Annotated in this window: 13 protein-coding genes and 3 tRNA genes; 6 read left to right on the top strand and 10 right to left on the bottom strand. The window is 45.6% G+C overall.

The annotated features are described in order from the left end of the window. Positions 1-8 precede the first annotated feature (8 nt). The 4 genes from artM to artP form a co-directional block, all read right to left on the bottom strand. On the bottom strand, positions 9-677 hold the full coding sequence (gene artM / locus AOT11_RS19345; protein WP_017421594.1) for an arginine ABC transporter permease ArtM: 669 nt from the start codon (positions 675-677) through the stop codon (positions 9-11). After that, positions 674-1,363: an arginine ABC transporter permease ArtQ gene (gene artQ / locus AOT11_RS19350; RefSeq protein ID WP_017421595.1), complete on the bottom strand. Its 690-nt coding sequence runs from the start codon at positions 1,361-1,363 to the stop codon at positions 674-676. The genes artM and artQ overlap by 4 nt, the downstream gene beginning before the upstream one ends. A 1-nt stretch (position 1,364) precedes the next feature. Then, complete coding sequence (locus AOT11_RS19355; RefSeq protein WP_017421596.1) at positions 1,365-2,096, bottom strand: arginine ABC transporter substrate-binding protein; 732 nt, start codon at positions 2,094-2,096, stop codon at positions 1,365-1,367. Between the two features lie 126 nt (positions 2,097-2,222). Then, positions 2,223-2,951: an arginine ABC transporter ATP-binding protein ArtP gene (gene artP / locus AOT11_RS19360; protein ID WP_026050665.1), complete on the bottom strand. Its 729-nt coding sequence runs from the start codon at positions 2,949-2,951 to the stop codon at positions 2,223-2,225. A gap of 282 nt (positions 2,952-3,233) precedes the next feature. Between artP and AOT11_RS19365 the strand changes: the two genes are divergently transcribed. The 6 genes from AOT11_RS19365 to AOT11_RS19390 all read left to right on the top strand — a co-directional run bounded on the left by AOT11_RS19365 (position 3,234) and on the right by AOT11_RS19390 (position 11,823). After that, positions 3,234-3,740 (top strand): copper resistance protein NlpE, encoded by a 507-nt coding sequence (locus tag AOT11_RS19365; protein ID WP_017421598.1) that lies wholly within the window; start codon positions 3,234-3,236, stop codon positions 3,738-3,740. A 283-nt stretch (positions 3,741-4,023) separates the two neighbouring features. Continuing rightward, positions 4,024-4,491: a DM13 domain-containing protein gene (locus AOT11_RS19370; RefSeq protein ID WP_026050666.1), complete on the top strand. Its 468-nt coding sequence runs from the start codon at positions 4,024-4,026 to the stop codon at positions 4,489-4,491. Between the two features lie 165 nt (positions 4,492-4,656). After that, positions 4,657-5,502 (top strand): mechanosensitive ion channel family protein, encoded by an 846-nt coding sequence (locus AOT11_RS19375; RefSeq protein WP_017421599.1) that lies wholly within the window; start codon positions 4,657-4,659, stop codon positions 5,500-5,502. A 335-nt stretch (positions 5,503-5,837) separates the two neighbouring features. After that, positions 5,838-7,886, top strand: coding sequence for an EAL domain-containing protein (locus tag AOT11_RS19380; RefSeq protein ID WP_017421600.1), 2,049 nt, complete (start codon positions 5,838-5,840; stop codon positions 7,884-7,886). 167 nt (positions 7,887-8,053) lie between these two features. Then, a complete protein-coding gene (locus AOT11_RS19385; protein WP_026050667.1) occupies positions 8,054-10,936 on the top strand; it encodes an alkaline phosphatase family protein in 2,883 nt (960 codons plus the stop codon). 176 nt (positions 10,937-11,112) lie between these two features. Beyond that, positions 11,113-11,823, top strand: a complete 711-nt coding sequence (locus AOT11_RS19390; RefSeq protein WP_017421602.1) for an MBL fold metallo-hydrolase — start codon at positions 11,113-11,115, stop codon at positions 11,821-11,823. A 55-nt stretch (positions 11,824-11,878) separates the two neighbouring features. On the opposite strand, the gene AOT11_RS19395 is transcribed toward AOT11_RS19390, so the two are convergent. The 6 genes from AOT11_RS19395 to AOT11_RS19425 form a co-directional block, all read right to left on the bottom strand. Then, positions 11,879-11,954: transfer RNA gene (locus AOT11_RS19395), tRNA-Asn, on the bottom strand. A 36-nt stretch (positions 11,955-11,990) separates the two neighbouring features. Beyond that, a tRNA-Phe gene (locus tag AOT11_RS19400) sits at positions 11,991-12,066 on the bottom strand. 32 nt (positions 12,067-12,098) lie between these two features. After that, positions 12,099-12,189, bottom strand: a tRNA-Ser gene (locus tag AOT11_RS19405). A gap of 192 nt (positions 12,190-12,381) precedes the next feature. Further along, complete coding sequence (locus tag AOT11_RS19415; protein ID WP_017421603.1) at positions 12,382-12,963, bottom strand: porin family protein; 582 nt, start codon at positions 12,961-12,963, stop codon at positions 12,382-12,384. A gap of 302 nt (positions 12,964-13,265) precedes the next feature. After that, complete coding sequence (locus AOT11_RS19420; protein WP_026050669.1) at positions 13,266-13,898, bottom strand: PGAP1-like alpha/beta domain-containing protein; 633 nt, start codon at positions 13,896-13,898, stop codon at positions 13,266-13,268. A 94-nt stretch (positions 13,899-13,992) separates the two neighbouring features. Beyond that, entirely contained in the window at positions 13,993-15,864 is a 1,872-nt protein-coding gene (locus tag AOT11_RS19425) for an MFS transporter (RefSeq protein WP_017421605.1), read from the bottom strand. Between the last annotated feature and the right edge of the window lie 111 nt (positions 15,865-15,975).

A 15,975-nucleotide genomic window follows, 5' to 3' on the forward strand; every position in this document is an offset into this window, starting at 1 on the left:
TAGGCTTTTCAGTGTGCTTCAAACGCGAGCGCTTTTTTCTCTACCTGGCGGAAAATCAGCGTCATGATGGCATTGATGGTGAGATAAAAAGCACCCGCCACACCAAATACCGTCAAGGTATCGTAGGTTTGCGCATTAATGCGTTGCGCGTATCCCATCAGATCCATGATGGTGATGGTGCTGGCTAACGAGGTGCCTTTGAACACCAAAATGACTTCGTTGGAATAAGCCGGTACGGCACGGCGCAGTGCGTAAGGTAGCAACACCTTCAATGTCACGAATTTGTTCATCCCAAGCGCGCGACAAGCTTGCCACTGCCCTGATGGAATGGCGTTAAATGCGCCTTTGAACAATTGAGTGCTGTAAGCGGCCGTGTTTAGCGCCAGTGCCAGCATGGCACAAAACCAAGGCTGACTTAGCCATTGCCAAACAAAGCTGTCGCGAATGGCGTCAAACTGGCCTGGGCCGTAATAGATCAGGAAAATCTGCACGAGCAGTGGCGTGCCAGTAAACAAGGTAATCAGGCCGCGGCTGAACCAGTGTAAGAGAGGTGTGCGTAGAATCAGCGTTGCTGTCATCAGCAACGATAAAATACAGCCCACCAACAGTGAAACCGCCGTTAGCTCAAGACTGGTGACTAAGCCTTCTAACAGTTGCCAGAGATGTTGTTCTTTCATGCTTTGGCTCCTTGAACAAGACTCAATCCTTGTGCGGAAAATTTGGCATCGATGATTTTTACCACGCGCTGGGTGACAAGCGTGATGACTAAGTAAATGGCCGCTGCGGTGGCATACCAAGTAAAGGCTTCATGAGTGGCCGCCGAGGTCAGTTGTGCTTGCTTGAGAAGATCCGTCACGCCGATTAATGACACCAAAGCCGTGTCTTTCAATAATACCAACCATTGGTTGGTCAGCCCTGGCAGCGCATGGCGCACCGCTTGTGGTAACACAATTCTAAAAAAAGTCCTGCTTTTGCTCATGCCAAGAGCACTGGCCGCTTCACGTTGACCCTTATTAACGGCTTTCAATGCGCCGCGAATGGTCTGAGAAGCGTAGGAAGCAAAAATCAAAGAAAGAGCAATCACACCAGAAAGAAACGGGCTTACTTCGATAAAATCGCCAGTCAGTAGAAACAGAACTTGTGTTGAGCCAAAGTAGATGAACAGCACCACCAAAAGCTCAGGCAAGCCGCGTAGCACCGTCACCAGTGCGATAGTTGGCCATTTCACTAGGCGATGACGAGTCATCTCGCCCCCGGCGAAAACAACCGCTAACACTAAACCGACGGCTAAGCTGACCAGCGCAAGCTGGATGGTCATCCAGCTTGCTTGGGCGAGAGAAAGAGAGTAACCCGTTAATGCCATATTAGTTACCGAAGTACTTATTGAAGATTGCTTGGTATTCGCCGTTTGCTTTTACCGCTTTTAGAGCGGCATTCAGTTGGTCGACCAAGGCTTGGTTGTCTTTGTTGACCGCAATACCAAAGCCATTACCAAAGTATTGTGCGTTGGTGACGTGCTCGCCGACATAAGCGAGATTGTTTTCCTTCTTAAACCATTCAGCCACAACAGCAGTATCACCAAACACGGAATCGATACGGCCATTTTTCATATCAAGAAACGCATCTTGATAGCTTGCGTATGGTACGGCAGTGACACCGGCCATTTGTTCTAGCAAAAAGCTTTGGTGAGTAGAGCCATTTTGTACGCCCACACGCTTGCCTTTCAGTGCGGCTTGGTCGGCAACCTTGCCTGCAAATGACACGAATGCCGCTGAGTTGTCGTAGTATGCATCGCTAAACGCCACTTGTTCTAAGCGTGCATCAGTAATGTCCATTGCTGAGATTGCTGCGTCATAACGTTTGAATTTCAGAGCAGGAATCAAGCTGTCGAAGGCTTGGTTATGGAAGGAACATTTCGCCTCGATCTGTTTACACAGCGCGTTAGCCAAATCAACATCAAAACCCTGAATTTGATTGTTTTCATCCATGTATTCGAAGGGGGCGTAGGTGGCTTCCATCGCAAATTTAATCTCTTGTTGTGCCGCTGCATTGGCAGAAACAAGGCCGATAAGGGACGCCAGTAAAATCTTTTTCATTGCAATACTCCGTGTCAATTTGTGCGCTGACGTCAAAGACGAACAGTCAGCTTATCGTCATTTCCGTTCTGATTAGGTTGGGCGGAATTTGCCGCCACAAAACTAAACTGATTGGATGGGTTGTTGTTAGTGTTTTAAATATTCGGCAAACGCGCGGGTTTGCGGTTCGCTGAAAGCTTGTTTGGTGCCGTGCTCAACGATATGACCTTTTTCGAGATACAGGACATGGCTTGCGATCTTCTTGGCGAAATCGACTTCGTGAGTGACGACAACTTGGGTGATGCCAGTATCGCTCAGGCCTGAAATGATCTTCACGACTTGATTCGTGATTTCAGGATCCAAAGCGGCGGTGGGCTCATCAAACAGCAGCACTTCCGGTTTCATCATTAACGCTCTCGCGATAGCGACACGCTGTTGCTGACCACCAGAAAGTTGCAACGGCCATGCATCCGCCTTATCCGCGAGCTGCAAGGTCGCCAAAATTTCTTTTGCTTGCTCAACCGCCTCTGTTTTCGCGACGCCGAGTACTCGTATCGGCGCTTCAATCAGGTTCTCAATGACAGTGAGATGTGGCCATAGGTTGTATTGCTGAAACACCATGCCGACTTTTCGACGCAGCAGCAGGCCATCGGCTTCACTTGGAGAAGAAGCAAAATCAAAGGCTTGATTCGCAATGGTCAGCTGACCGTTGTCTGCGGATTCAAGTAAGTTCAGCACACGCAGTAGAGAACTCTTACCCGCACCGCTTGGGCCCAGTAAAACCAATGTTTCGCCTTTCGCACATTCAAAGCTAATGTTGTGCAAAATTTGGTTGGAACCATAAGATTTATTAACGCTTTTTACTTGAATAGACATGCTACTAATCTGCATCGGTTGTCATTTTGGCTTATGCTAGCATTTTTGCAGATCTATGCAATAAAAATGTATAAAAATTTATTTTGTTAAATTATTGTTCACTATTTAATCGCTTTGGTAGTGTCTCCTACTGGTGTGAGCAGTTGGTATTTTCTAGGCAACACAATATTGACATTGCGGAGAATTTCTAACCGGAAACGATCACAGCATGACTTTCTATTGACGTGAAAATTGAAAGGCTCGCTACTATAGAGTGACAGTGATGGATATGGAGAATATCAAATGAAAAAGACAATGTTAGCGTTAGGTGGTGTGGTGATTCTTTTAGCGGGCTGCCAAGATGACAAGCAAGCACAAGCCCCTGCAGCCACGCCTAGCGAAGAGACACAAGCCGTTGTCGTGGTGGAGTCAAACCAATCTGCGGGTACGGATGTTGTAACCACTGAAACGTTTGTCGATAGTGCGCACAATGCGAAAAACGCATTGGACTGGAATGGTACGTATACTGGCACTCTACCTTGCGCCGATTGTAGCGGTATCGATGTGACCTTAACATTGAACAACGATGGCAGTTACGTTTTAGAAGAAACTTACCAAGGCAAACAAGATGGTACGTTCAAGTCTGAAGGCCACTTTAACTGGGATGAGAGTGGCAGTGTGGTGACATTGGAAGGAGAGGGGTCACTGAACCAATACTTCGTTGGCGAAAATACGCTGATGATGCTCGACATCAACGGTCAGCAGATCACGGGTGATTTGGCCGACTTCTACCGTCTTAAAAAACAATAAGCAAAAGTGTACCTGATCCCCCATCAGGATCCATGTTGAATGCTCTAATCTAGTCCGAGGGTGATAACCTTCGGACTTTTCTTTCTCTTGATGCGTATAGCTTTGATGTGGATGATACCGCCTAGATCCCAGCATTTTAAAGTCACTTGGGTGTATACTCTCTATTCATTCACCCAAATTAAAACGCACATCACCCATCGTCACGACAATCTTTGATTCGCCAAGCGTTACACGTTGAACCACGTTAAAAAATCGATGGTAGAAAAAAGCAGGAACACAGAGCATGAAATACGGACTTTTAATCATTTCTCACATCGCGATGTTGGTTTGTGGTATCGGGTTAGGGATTTATCTTCTGCCGATTTTGATTCAACCTACGAGTCCCTCTCAACAGGCGGTTGAAAGCGTCGTGCTTGCTCCAAATTATCAAGGGGAATTTAGCCGTGATCGTGCTGATAGCGATTTCTTACATTGGGGAGAGGGCAAGCTTGTGATTGATGCACAAAGTATTGCTTTTTCGGGTGAACTCGCCCCAGGTCCCGACTATAAGCTTTATCTATCGCCAACGTTTATTGAGACAGAAGCTGACTTCTTAGCCAACAAAGAGCAGTTGGTCCGCGTTGGAGATGTCAAAACATTTGACCGTTTTATTCTGCCCATTCCAAGTGATGTGGACGTGGCAAACTACACAACGGCGATTGTATGGTGTGAAAGCTTCGATCAATTTATCTCGTCAGCCAAATATCGTTAACACCGCGTTGCTTATGGTGACACCAACAAGTGTCAAGCGATGGCGAGATTGACTGATTTTCCCAAAAGTTAACGTTTTTATCACTACCAATTTCCATTAATGTCGGTTTTTTTATAGAGTAGCGCGCTAAAGTGCAGAACATCATTTACACACCGGGGTTTTAGAGTGGAAAAAGTACAGCTGATCATTGAATTCTTATTGCAGCATAAGCTTTTCTTCACAGCATTGATCATCATCTTTGTTGTTCTAGTGAGACAAGTGATCTTGGCTCGTATTCGTGGCGAAGTGGCCTTCATCACGGAAAAGCAACGTAGCTGGATGTCTCGCACCAAGAATGGTGCCTTTGCCATCACCAGCTTAATTCTGTTTGTTTTGTGGCAATCGGAAATCAACCAGTTTGCGCTATCGGTGACCGCCATTGCCGTTGCGATTGTGGTGGCGTCAAAAGAAATTATTCTCTGTTTTACTGGTTCGATACAGCGTGCTAGCTCACGCTCATTTCGTGTAGGGGATTGGATCGAAGTAGGAAAAATATCAGGTCAAGTGATTGATCATAATATGATGGCAACGGTGATCCAAGAAATAGACTTAAACCACGGTCAATATCATTACACTGGAAAGACAGTGACATTGCCCAACAGTATGTTTTTTACTTATCCGGTAAAAAACCTTAATTTTATGAAGCGGTACGTATACCATAATTTTCTAATTGTTGTGCCTGACTTTGTGAATTTATATCCATTATTGCCAGATCTAGAGAATAAAATAGAGGAACATTGTCACTATTTTTCAGACGTTGCAAAACGATATAACGCGATGATCGAAAAACATGCGGGTGTGGATTTACCAGGTGCGGAACCTCATATTCATATCACGAGCTCGGCCGCAGGCGAGCAGGTGGTGAATTTTATGATTTTTTGTCCTACGGAAAAGGCTGTTCATCTTGAAAGCTTGATTCGTCAAGATTTTATGTCCCTTTATGAAGAACGTTATCCTCGTTCAATTAATTGAGAATAGCTATCGTCAGGATTGAAATCTTGAATGGACGATGTCAAATTAGGGGCGTAATGTTCACGCCCATAATTGTGGCGTTGTCATAATTTGGAATGATGATTCATCGCGTAATATTTACCCTTTGTTTATTTTGAATATAAATGTAACACGGGTTGAAATAATAGTGGTGAATGTATTTTGCCTCAGTTGAACGATCAACTTTCTACTGTTTTCAGTTGAACTTAAATGGAATTTCAGGTGGCTAATTCTTCTAAATTTGTCTTGGAATTCAATTCTCTATAAAAATAAAGAAAAGATGACTTAAGACCTGGTGTTTGGAATAATCTGGTCTAATGAAAAAATCACCCTTAATTTCTCTTCTAACAACGTTATCCAGCAATGCTTATTTAAACGGGTTATGTAATACATTTGTGATGCTATTACCAATCTCGTTGATTTCTGCATTTAGCATCTTGATCAGCAACCTGCTCAATATCACTGGATTCACTCAGGCCGCAGAGCACATTTTGGTCGCGAGCGACATTATTTGGCGTCTTTTCCCGATTCTTTTGCTGGTTTACTACAGTTTATTTCTCGCTTCGTTGCACAAGCTGTCAAAAGTCACGGTGATCACGCCAGCCATGGTGATCTATTTTGTCATTTGTCATAACTGGGGTTTGTTGCAAGTAGGCACCATAGTGCCAAGCAATTATCCTCTGGCTATCATCATCCCAACCTTGGTGAGTTTGTCGATTCGTTTTGTCTCCAAGCGCGATTGGTTTGTTCAATCCAAGCTACCGAGCGTTGTCGACCAGTCAATTAACCTCGTACTGTCGACATTCTTGTTGGTGTTGTTCTACACCTCATTAGCTTACGCCTTAGAGTGGTTAGTTGATTTCACCCATCTCTCAGAGTGGGCATTGCCGAAGTTGACACTCGAATGCCTTTCGCACGGCGTGATCTATGAGGTGGTCAGAAATCTCTTTTGGAGTGTTGGCATTAATGGCCATATCGTGCTCGCACCTTATAAAGCGGAGTTGTATGAGTTGACTCACAATGCTTTGCAGGTGAGTGCGCAAACCGGGAGTGAACTCCCCATCCTGACAAGTAACTTCTATGACATTTATGCAGGAATGGGTGGCGCAGGTAATACCTTGAGCTTAGTAATTTGCATGATTTTACTCACCAAGAACAAAGCGTATCGTTCTCTGGGGATCGCGGTATTGGTATTAAGCATTTTTAATATCAATGAGCCTGTGATCTTCGGTTTGCCAATTATGTTTAATCCTATTTTGATCATCCCTTTCCTGTTGGTACCGGTTGTAGGGTTAGTGACCGCATACTACGCCACGTTATTTGGGCTAGTACCACCAGTGTCAGAGATCATCAGTTGGATGAGTCCACCACTATGGAGTGGCTATATCGCAACCGGAGGGCATCTTTCTGCTGCTTTATTGCAAGCCATTATTATCTTGGCGGGTATCTTGATTTATTACCCTTTCTTTCGTCGTATGGACCAAATCGCCAACGCTGATACCACGTTGTTTAAATCCGCTTCGGACGATTTTTTTGACTATGAAGCGTTGGACAATGGCAAAACGGCGGGGGCACTATTTCCTGAAATGATGGAAAAATTTTCAGCACAGCAGCGCGTCGCGAAGTTGAAACTGAATGGTGATTTTGTGCTCTTTTACCAGCCGCAGTTTGATACGGATAAGCAGCAGATCAACTCTGTTGAAGTGTTGATCCGTCATCAAGACCATTTAGGGAAGATCACTCCGCCTTACTTCCTTGATGATTTTCGCTTGTTAGGGCTCTCATCTGAGTTGGATTTATGGGTCGTGAAGACCGCTTTATGCGAAGTGTCACCTTTAGCGAGCAATCCGTGTTTCAAGGTATCGATTAACATCTCACCAGAAACTTGCTTAGTTGCGGATTTCGCCAGTCGCATCATTAACATGATCGAAGAGAGTGCTCTGGATTTTCATCAAGTGGAACTGGAGATCACCGAAGAGCTGCTGATTCAGGATGCCAAACAAACACAACGTGTGTTGGACAAACTAAGAGGAAAAGGGGTACAAATTGCACTCGATGATTTTGGTTCTGGCTACTCATCCATTGGATACCTCTCTAAGTTCGATTTCGACAAAGTGAAAATTGACCGTTCGTTGGTGCTTAATCTTGATAACCATAAGGGCAGAGAGCTCTTTCGTTTGACCACTGAGATCGTGAAAACCACTGGAGCAGAAATTGTGGTGGAAGGGGTGGAAACCAAGATTGAGCTGAACTTTGTCTCCCAACTAGGGATACATCTTGTCCAAGGGTACTATTTTTACAAACCGATGCCATTTACTCAGTTGATTGCATTGACGTTTGAGCAAGATTGTTTACGCGCTTCGTAAGCGCGTGACATTCATCGCTATTAATCCATCGCTATTAATCGCGGCAGTAATGCCGCTTTTTTGTGCGCCTCTCCCCGAGTCTTACTTTTGCTTACGCCTCAAGCTTGCACTTCGCTCATAGACTGACACAATCAGCCAATACTAAGAATCTTAAGGAAAAGCTGTTTATGTTACGCTCAAAGGCGATAGGGTTAGTTTTGGCATCAGTGGCTGGCGCGATGCCTGCCCCATTGTTGGCGGAAGTGGGGAATACGCCGGTGTTCGGTGGGCTGTTTAACTCCAGCGAAGTGCTGAAAAATCAGGTGGTTTCATCGCTCAGTTACTCCACGCGTTTTGCCCGTGATGTCACTCTATTTACAATAGGTGGAATGACGTTAGAAACTTATCTTCTGACGCTTCCTCTTGATGCCTCTGTGAAAGCGCGAGTGATGAAGCAGGTTGCCGATCCCAGCTATGCTATTCCTCTAGGCTACTTCCTTTACCAATACTACGACCGTTACAGCGGCTTGGGGAATGAGGATGAGTTTCGCAACTATCTGTTCCAAGTGTATGACAAACAAGCTCTCACCGGATTCCAGCATTCGTTATTCCAAGTTGAACAAGCTACGTTGGTTGAAACCAAGCAACATGAAAAAGATCAAGCGCACCAAGAAGGCATCAAAGTGGATGGTGATTTTATCGCGGCGTTGGTGACGGTTTATGATGCATTGGTGCAAATTGGCGAGTGGCAAGATCAAGAAACGCTCCCTGAACAATATCGCTACTTAACGCAATCAGCGGAAGATCTAGCGTTGGTGGCGAAGATAGAACCCATTGTGCTGAATATTTTGCAGCAGGTGGCATCGGGTATGGATGAGAGCGAAATGAAACATGCGCTCAACGCCATTATCGAAGATGGGAAACCCGAGCACAAAAACAGGGTCAACAATAAGGCACAAGCGATTACGGTGACCCTAATCGATTTCGTGCGCCTCAATGTACTTAAAGCGTATCGTCAGTTTGTCTATCAAGATGAAAGGCAACAAGCGTTGGATCATTGGCTACAAGAAGCGTTTGATGATGATCCCGAGGTTCTACTGGCTTTTCTCGCTTCTCAGCAGCAACGTCGACTGGCAGTGCAAGTGACGGTGGATGGCCTACAGCAAGGCTTGTTGGAGGGTTTGGTTTCACCAAATAAGCCGTTTGTCTCTACGGCCTATGATAAACATCTTGAGTGGCAAGCGGTGAGTGATCAGCGACCAGCTGGTCAGAAACCTGCCCACAAGCAGCAAATGCGTTTTTTACAAACCCTTGCGACACAACCGTATCAAGATCCTTATTATCTGCCTTTCTTCAAACGTTTATACCAAAACCATGAAGATTCCATCGCCAGAGTGGGTATCTCTTCAACGCCAACCATCAGCGTAAGAAACTTGCCTATCATCAAAACGGGGGCAAGAGTGGAAGGGGAGGGCGGCACTGGCATTCCCAACTTCCACTTTGTTGATCGCCATGAAGATCGCGCGTATTACTTTTTTGGTAATGATGCCCTGCAGCTTGACCGCATAATGCAGAAAAATCGCGTGCAAACCATGTTTGACCGCTTGGTTTACCTGAAAACACTCAATTGCAACGCGCAGTACGACTGGAATGCGCACACCACGTATGATGGCTTGGTGAATCTTGGGGCAGGAGAAGCGTTGCGGGATTTCGGCGAAAAACGTTGCTTACGTGAGCTCAATGAGCGGGCGAAAGTGGAAGTCGTGTTGCAGCAGATGCGCAGTGATTTAATTCGAGATGTTGTGGATTATCAAGAGATACCGTTTTGGGATATCTATACACGTTTAACGAGGAAGTGGAAAATTGAACAAGATTTAACCTTGTTCTCTAAGCTTGATGCGAAAGGGATGCCTGATTACACCTTAGTGTACAACCCATGGCCGGATCATTTCGCACACTTTGTTGGCCCGTTTAGTGATGAAATCATCATGCCGACGGGGGAGCTTAATCGACTTGATTACTGGCTTGGTGCGTTAGAAAACGCCTATCAACAGGCAGGGGTTTACGAAAGAACGTTATGGGGAATGGCTGGCGATCATGGCCTGTCTCCAGTCTACCGAACGCTTAACCCAGAGAAAGCGATATTCGATCCGCTTCAAAGCACTTTAGGCTATCCACTGGTGATGAGAAAGATTTCATCCGATGAGGGAGAAGGGCCGAAGATGACCAATGCTCTGAATTTCCCTTCCAACAAAGGCGTTGATGTGGTGGTGGCTTCCACCGCTGGTGGGAACTTTATGCTCGACTTTTTCAATTCCAACCAGAGCTGGCAAACTCAGCCTCTTTATCAAGAGTTGACCCAATGGCGCCCTGTGAATGCAGGGAGTGAGCCAGTGATTGATATTGTCAATTGGAGCGTAAACACCTTGGCTGACAGCTTAGATTATCTCGCTGTGCGAGAAACCGCTTGTAGTGCAGAGCATTGTAAAGTTCGCCTCATCGCGACTCGCGACGGCAAGCGGGTGGACGAGTTTGTTGAGAAGGCGGGTGAGAAATACGCCTATTTTGCAGCAAAAGGTAAACCTTCGTTATTGGAGGTGTCTACGCTTAATCCCTATTTACCTACATTGAGCGATAATGATGAAAAACAGCGCACTCTAGCACTCCAACGTTGCCTAGACGTTGACAGCCAACGCCCTGAAACATGGTGTGATAAAGCGCAGTGGCGAGCACTAACCCGCTTTACGACTCGACCTGATTCGGTGGTTCAACTGGCGCACCTCTATTTGGAAGAAAGAGCGGGCACCATCAACCTTTTCCCCAAAGAAGGGGTTGGTTACAACACCAAAGTACCAGGGAGACACGCTGGAGAAAGCTATCTTGAAAAAGACGCCTTTATTGGTTTTTGGGGAGCGCCAATTGGCAACAATACGACGCCTTTAACCAGTGAGGAAAATGGTTCTCTCGCACCAACATTATACGAATACCTGACAGGAGAAAGCGTAGCCGTCGGAGAAAATGGTTGGGGATTCCCTTCTTTACTCAACAAGCTTGGTATTGAATCGTTTTGATTGGTGTCTCTCTATCAAACTTCTCTATCAGACCGCTCTACTAAAATAGACAATTGCGGCTAAGATGCCACGAATGAAAAAGGTGCTGAAACGTACCTTTTTCTTTTTGCTTTCTTGCCTGTCGTCAACTCTCATCTAGACTGATTATGTATGGAAACAGATTTCTCGAGGGGATTATGGCAGGCCAAATCATTCAGGAATTTCATCATGTCGCGTCAGGTACCATCAGCTATGTGGTGTCAGATGTCGGGACAAAGCAAGCCATAATTATCGACCCTGTTGCAGACTATTGCCTCGAATCTGGGAGGATCAGTTTTGAATCTGCAGATAAACTTTTGCAATATGTCAGAGAGAATCATCTTCATGTCGTGGCCATTTTTGAAACACACATTCACGCCGATCACCTAACGGGTTCTTTTTACCTTAGTGAATTGTTGCAAGCACCCATCAATGTGGCTGAAGGGGCGAAGAAAGTCTACGCATGTTGGAAAGATGAGTTAGCTCTTAAAGAGCTGTATGAGTTTGAACACTTTCTTATGGATCAAGAACATCTAGAGTTTGGAGAGTCTGACTTAGAAGTGATCAATACGCCTTGTCACTCAGCCTCTGATGTGACCTTCAAAATTGGTGAGGCAATTTTTATTGGTGATGCGCTTATTCCAGAAAGCGATTGCCAGTTATGGGAAGAGAAAACCAATGTCGATCACCTGCTGCACTCTCTTTATAGCCACATTCAAACCAATGGTGTTGAAGTTTATCTAGGGCATGAAGAAGACTGCCATGGCGAGGATCGGGAGTTGATCGACGAACGTTGTGGCCACGCAGTTAGTGAAGAGCTGGTTGCATCGGCGATCAGCTACAATCTCACGGCACGTTTGCCCACTTGAGTGAGTAAACGACAAATAGCAAAAAGCCTCATCAAATGATGAGGCTTTTTAAATGTGGCTCCTCCTGCTGGGCTCGAACCAGCGACCTGCGGATTAACAGTCCGTCGCTCTACCGACTGAGCTAAGGAGGAACTATTCTGTTGTTGTATCTGGCACAACTTAATAAGTGGTGCCTCGAGGCGGAATCGAACCACCGACACGAGGATTTTCAATCCTCTGCTCTACCGACTGAGCTATCGAGGCAAATTGTTCAGCATCAGCTCAACAATGCAATGTGGCGGAGAGATAGGGATTTGAACCCTAGGTACGCTATTAACGTACGCCGGTTTTCAAGACCGGTGCTTTCAACCACTCAGCCATCTCTCCATGGGCCGAGATAATAGGGGGAAGCGTGCTTGATGTAAAGTGGAAAAAGTTCAATCGCTTGATTTGTCGCCGTTTTATGTTTTGTTTGCTCTGTTTTTGCGCGCTCGGTCTCTTTTTTATTCAATCTATTCTTCCAAAACGAAAAATAAAAAGGGCCGTAAGGCCCTTTGAAGAAAGATTGTGCACTACACATTAGAACTTGTACGTGGCACCTGCGTAGAACGCACCTAGGCTGTAAGCAACGTCTTCCGTTACTTTGGTGCCATTTAGGTCATATTCGGTGCTGATACCAAAAATTTCAGTATCGTAACCCACACGGAACGCTAGGCCGTTCAATGCTGGTGGCGCGTACTCTAAGCCCAAACCAAAGTGGATAGCGGCACCACTGTCACTTTCAAGTGTTTTGGTTGACTCGCTAAGATCTAATGCTGAAAGGCCAACAATACCATAAGGACGAAGACCATTCGCAAAGGTGTAGCCAAGGTTGGCATTCAAAGAAAGTGCAGTCGGAGTCCAAGTATTTTGCGGTGTAGAAAATTTCACATCACCGTATTTGCTGTATTGTGCTTCGATACCAACGATACGGTTGAACTGATAACCGGCGATCAGTTTTAGTGCGTTACCATCGGCTTTACCGGTGACAGACTGGTCACTGTCAAATTCCGTAGAACCAGCACCAGCACCAAGGTAGAAGCCGTTTACTTTCGTGTCTGCGTGTGCTGCTGAAATAGCGCTTAGGCTCAATAACGTCAGAGCGATCGCTTTCATTTTCATTGTTATTTCCTATGTTTTATTAGGATGTCAGGCGCTTTTTATAGTGATATGTATTTCAAATCAGAATGACAGCAAGCATTGAGCTTGCGTTTCGATTTGTGGTCTTTTCATGAGCGCTAACAACAGTTTTCTATGCATGGTTTCAAACAACTTAGTTCTTAACTGCTTTGGTCTAGCATTGGTTTTGAACACTGTTTTATAACCGTGAGAGATAATATATAAATTTCATATTTATTGCTAGTGATATATTTGCATTATTGGGCGCTGTTTTTTTGTTTTGATTTTGCTTATTCAGATAACCCTTAATTAACGCTCTCGGTTTGTCTGAAGTGAGAATGCAGGATGAAATGATCGATCTGATCTGGAATATAACGGCTATATATCATGCTGGTGTGGCTATTTTTCGTCAAAACGTGGTCAGTCATACCTGAGATCTTTGTTTCCTCCACCGTGACCGTCCCATCGGACATTGTCTGTGTATCCATTAGTAAGAAGGGTCTTGCACCCAATGGAATAGTGCCTGCAATACTGCCAAGCTTCTGAGGGAAATCCCAAATATCCTCATGCATATTGAGCCCATGTTTTGGCGAATTGCCAAGCATCGCACCTAAACCAAGCTCTTGAATTTTCGTTACGATGGAAGCGCCTTTGAGCGGCGAGCCAATGGCCACCACATGTGAGATCTGCTGAAGGGCAGGGCGACGAGAGGCAAGATAATGTTTGATCATCAAGCCTCCCAAGCTATGGCCAACTAACACATTCCCCGTCGTAGTGCTGAGCGCTTTGTCTATGGATTGAAAAACTTTTTCTTCATCAATATTGACTGTGTTGTAGGTGAGCGTTTGTGTTTGATAACCCAATTTTTTTAGGCGCAAGCTGAGAGGCTGCATCACTAAGCCATGCATATATAAACCGTGCAAAATAATGATTTTCATTGCTTTACTCTCCATCCCTTACTCCCTCGCTACCGGTAATACCAAGCGACTTGGGGCGACCTAATGTTTAGATTATCTCATGAAAAATAATGGCTTACTGTGAACAGGGTACAGCAACCAACTTTTGTACCTCTTGCTGCAGTTGATGTCGGTTGGCTTCTGTACCTTCTATCGCTTCGCCAACGTTAACGCTGATTTTCGACCAGAATCGACGAGGTAAAGAGGTGAGCGCATGTCCATGTTTGTGGCTGAAAAAAGATCCCCACAGTCCAACTAGCCCAACGGGAATAACAGGCACAGGGTTGTCTCTGAGAATGGTTTCCACACCGGGTCTAAACTCGCCCAAATTGCCGTCCGATGTCAGGCGACCTTCTGGAAAAATGCAAACGAGCTCGCCTTGCTCTAATGCTTGAGCAATCTGTTTAAATGCATTTTGATAGGTTTTTTCACATTTTTTCGGAGAGCAGATGGGAATCACGCCTGCATGGCGGAACACATATTTCAGTAGTGGAATCTCAGCAATGCCTTTTGCCATTACAAAGCGAATCGGCCGTGGTGAAATCCCCATTAAGATTAGAGCATCGACGTAACTCACGTGGTTGGCAACCAGCAGCGCAGCTCCTTGTTGGGGAATGCCGCTACGGCCCTTAATCGTCACTCGGTACATTATGTGGCTAATCAGATAGCTAATAAATCGCTGGGTAAACTCTGGTACTTGGCGGTAAACATAAATGGCGACGGCCAAATTCATCAGTGCCAACAAGGCGAACAATTGTACAATGCTCAGTTCTACTACGGTTAAGACAAAAATGGAGAGTGCTGCCGATGCCACCATAAATAGCGAGTTCATGATGTTATTGGCCGCGATTGCTTGCGCACATTCGCCATCCTCTGCACGAGATTGAATGAAAGCGTACAGTGGAACGATGAAAAGCCCACCGCTGACTCCCACCATAAAAAGATCCGCCATCACGCGCCAGTGTTGAGCGTGCTGCACGAAATCAGCCGCTTGCCAATAGGCGGATGGAAACTGTGCCGCGTTAGGCAGAGCAAAAAGTAGGTCACCACCAAACAGAGTGAGGCCGACAATGCCAAAAGGCAGAATACCGAGTTCCACTTGATCAAAAGAGAGTTTTTCACACAGCCATGAACCCGTAGCGACGCCAATGGAAAACAGTGCCAGCAACACAGAAACGACCGTGCTGTCTGCATAGAGGTGCGTTTTTGCGAAGTTGGGGAACTGAGTCAGGTAGGTGGCGCCTAAAAACCAAAACCAACTGATGGCTAAGATCGCCATCCAGATTCCACGATTTTTCTGCGCATTCTTCAGCGTGCTGACTAAGCCGGAAATAGGTTTGAACTGTACTTTTTTAGCAGGCGTTTGCAATGGTAGTGCGGGCATTTTTTGGCTGCTGACAACGCCAAGCAACGCCAGTACCAATACTAAGCCTGCGGTAATGTAGAGCCCATTTTCTAACGCAATCAGCACGCCTGCGGTGAGTGTGCCAAGCAAAATAGAAACGAAGGTGCCCATCTCTACCCAAGCATTGCCTTTGACCAATTCGTTGGCTTTGAGTGCTTGTGGAAGCAGGGAGTATTTAACCGGGCCAAAATAGGCCGATTGAGTCCCGGTGAGAAAGAGCAGAATCAGCATCGCGATGTAGCTTTGCGTCAAAATGGCGATGGCGGCGCAGCCCATCACCAACAGTTCAATCTGTTTTAGGCGCTTAATTAATCGTGCCTTGTCCATATTGTCAGCGACTTGCCCAGCATGGGCTGAAAAAAGAAGGAAAGGTAAGATGAATAAGCCCGCCGCGAGATTCACAAATAAGTCAATGGGCAGTGGAAGCTGTTCCACTTGGCTATAAGTCACCATCAGCAGTAACACATTCTTATAGACATTATCGTTGAGGGCACCCAAGCACTGAGTGCAGAAGTAAGGAAAAAATCGACGCGATAAAAACATGTTAGCCTCTTTGATGTTGTTTAGTGCCTTGCTGAGTTCATTACTATCATGAAGAAAAGAACGAAAGCGCAGCCACAATCCTTTGTGTCTAAATATTCAAAACGAGTACAG

Source organism: Vibrio vulnificus NBRC 15645 = ATCC 27562 (genome assembly GCF_002224265.1).
GTDB lineage: Bacteria > Pseudomonadota > Gammaproteobacteria > Enterobacterales > Vibrionaceae > Vibrio > Vibrio vulnificus.

What these genes read in the sequence shown, in the direction of transcription:
- AOT11_RS19385 (WP_026050667.1), top strand. Translation starts at nt 8,054, where the DNA reads ATGTTACGCTCAAAGGCGATAGGGTTAGTTTTGGCATCAGTGGCTGGC.
- artQ (WP_017421595.1), bottom strand. Translation starts at nt 1,363, where the DNA reads ATGGCATTAACGGGTTACTCTCTTTCTCTCGCCCAAGCAAGCTGGATG.
- AOT11_RS19420 (WP_026050669.1), bottom strand. Translation starts at nt 13,898, where the DNA reads ATGAAAATCATTATTTTGCACGGTTTATATATGCATGGCTTAGTGATG.
- AOT11_RS19355 (WP_017421596.1), bottom strand. Translation starts at nt 2,096, where the DNA reads ATGAAAAAGATTTTACTGGCGTCCCTTATCGGCCTTGTTTCTGCCAAT.
- artM (WP_017421594.1), bottom strand. Translation starts at nt 677, where the DNA reads ATGAAAGAACAACATCTCTGGCAACTGTTAGAAGGCTTAGTCACCAGT.
- AOT11_RS19365 (WP_017421598.1), top strand. Translation starts at nt 3,234, where the DNA reads ATGAAAAAGACAATGTTAGCGTTAGGTGGTGTGGTGATTCTTTTAGCG.
- AOT11_RS19415 (WP_017421603.1), bottom strand. Translation starts at nt 12,963, where the DNA reads ATGAAAATGAAAGCGATCGCTCTGACGTTATTGAGCCTAAGCGCTATT.
- AOT11_RS19425 (WP_017421605.1), bottom strand. Translation starts at nt 15,864, where the DNA reads ATGTTTTTATCGCGTCGATTTTTTCCTTACTTCTGCACTCAGTGCTTG.
- AOT11_RS19370 (WP_026050666.1), top strand. Translation starts at nt 4,024, where the DNA reads ATGAAATACGGACTTTTAATCATTTCTCACATCGCGATGTTGGTTTGT.
- artP (WP_026050665.1), bottom strand. Translation starts at nt 2,951, where the DNA reads ATGTCTATTCAAGTAAAAAGCGTTAATAAATCTTATGGTTCCAACCAA.
- AOT11_RS19380 (WP_017421600.1), top strand. Translation starts at nt 5,838, where the DNA reads ATGAAAAAATCACCCTTAATTTCTCTTCTAACAACGTTATCCAGCAAT.
- AOT11_RS19390 (WP_017421602.1), top strand. Translation starts at nt 11,113, where the DNA reads ATGGCAGGCCAAATCATTCAGGAATTTCATCATGTCGCGTCAGGTACC.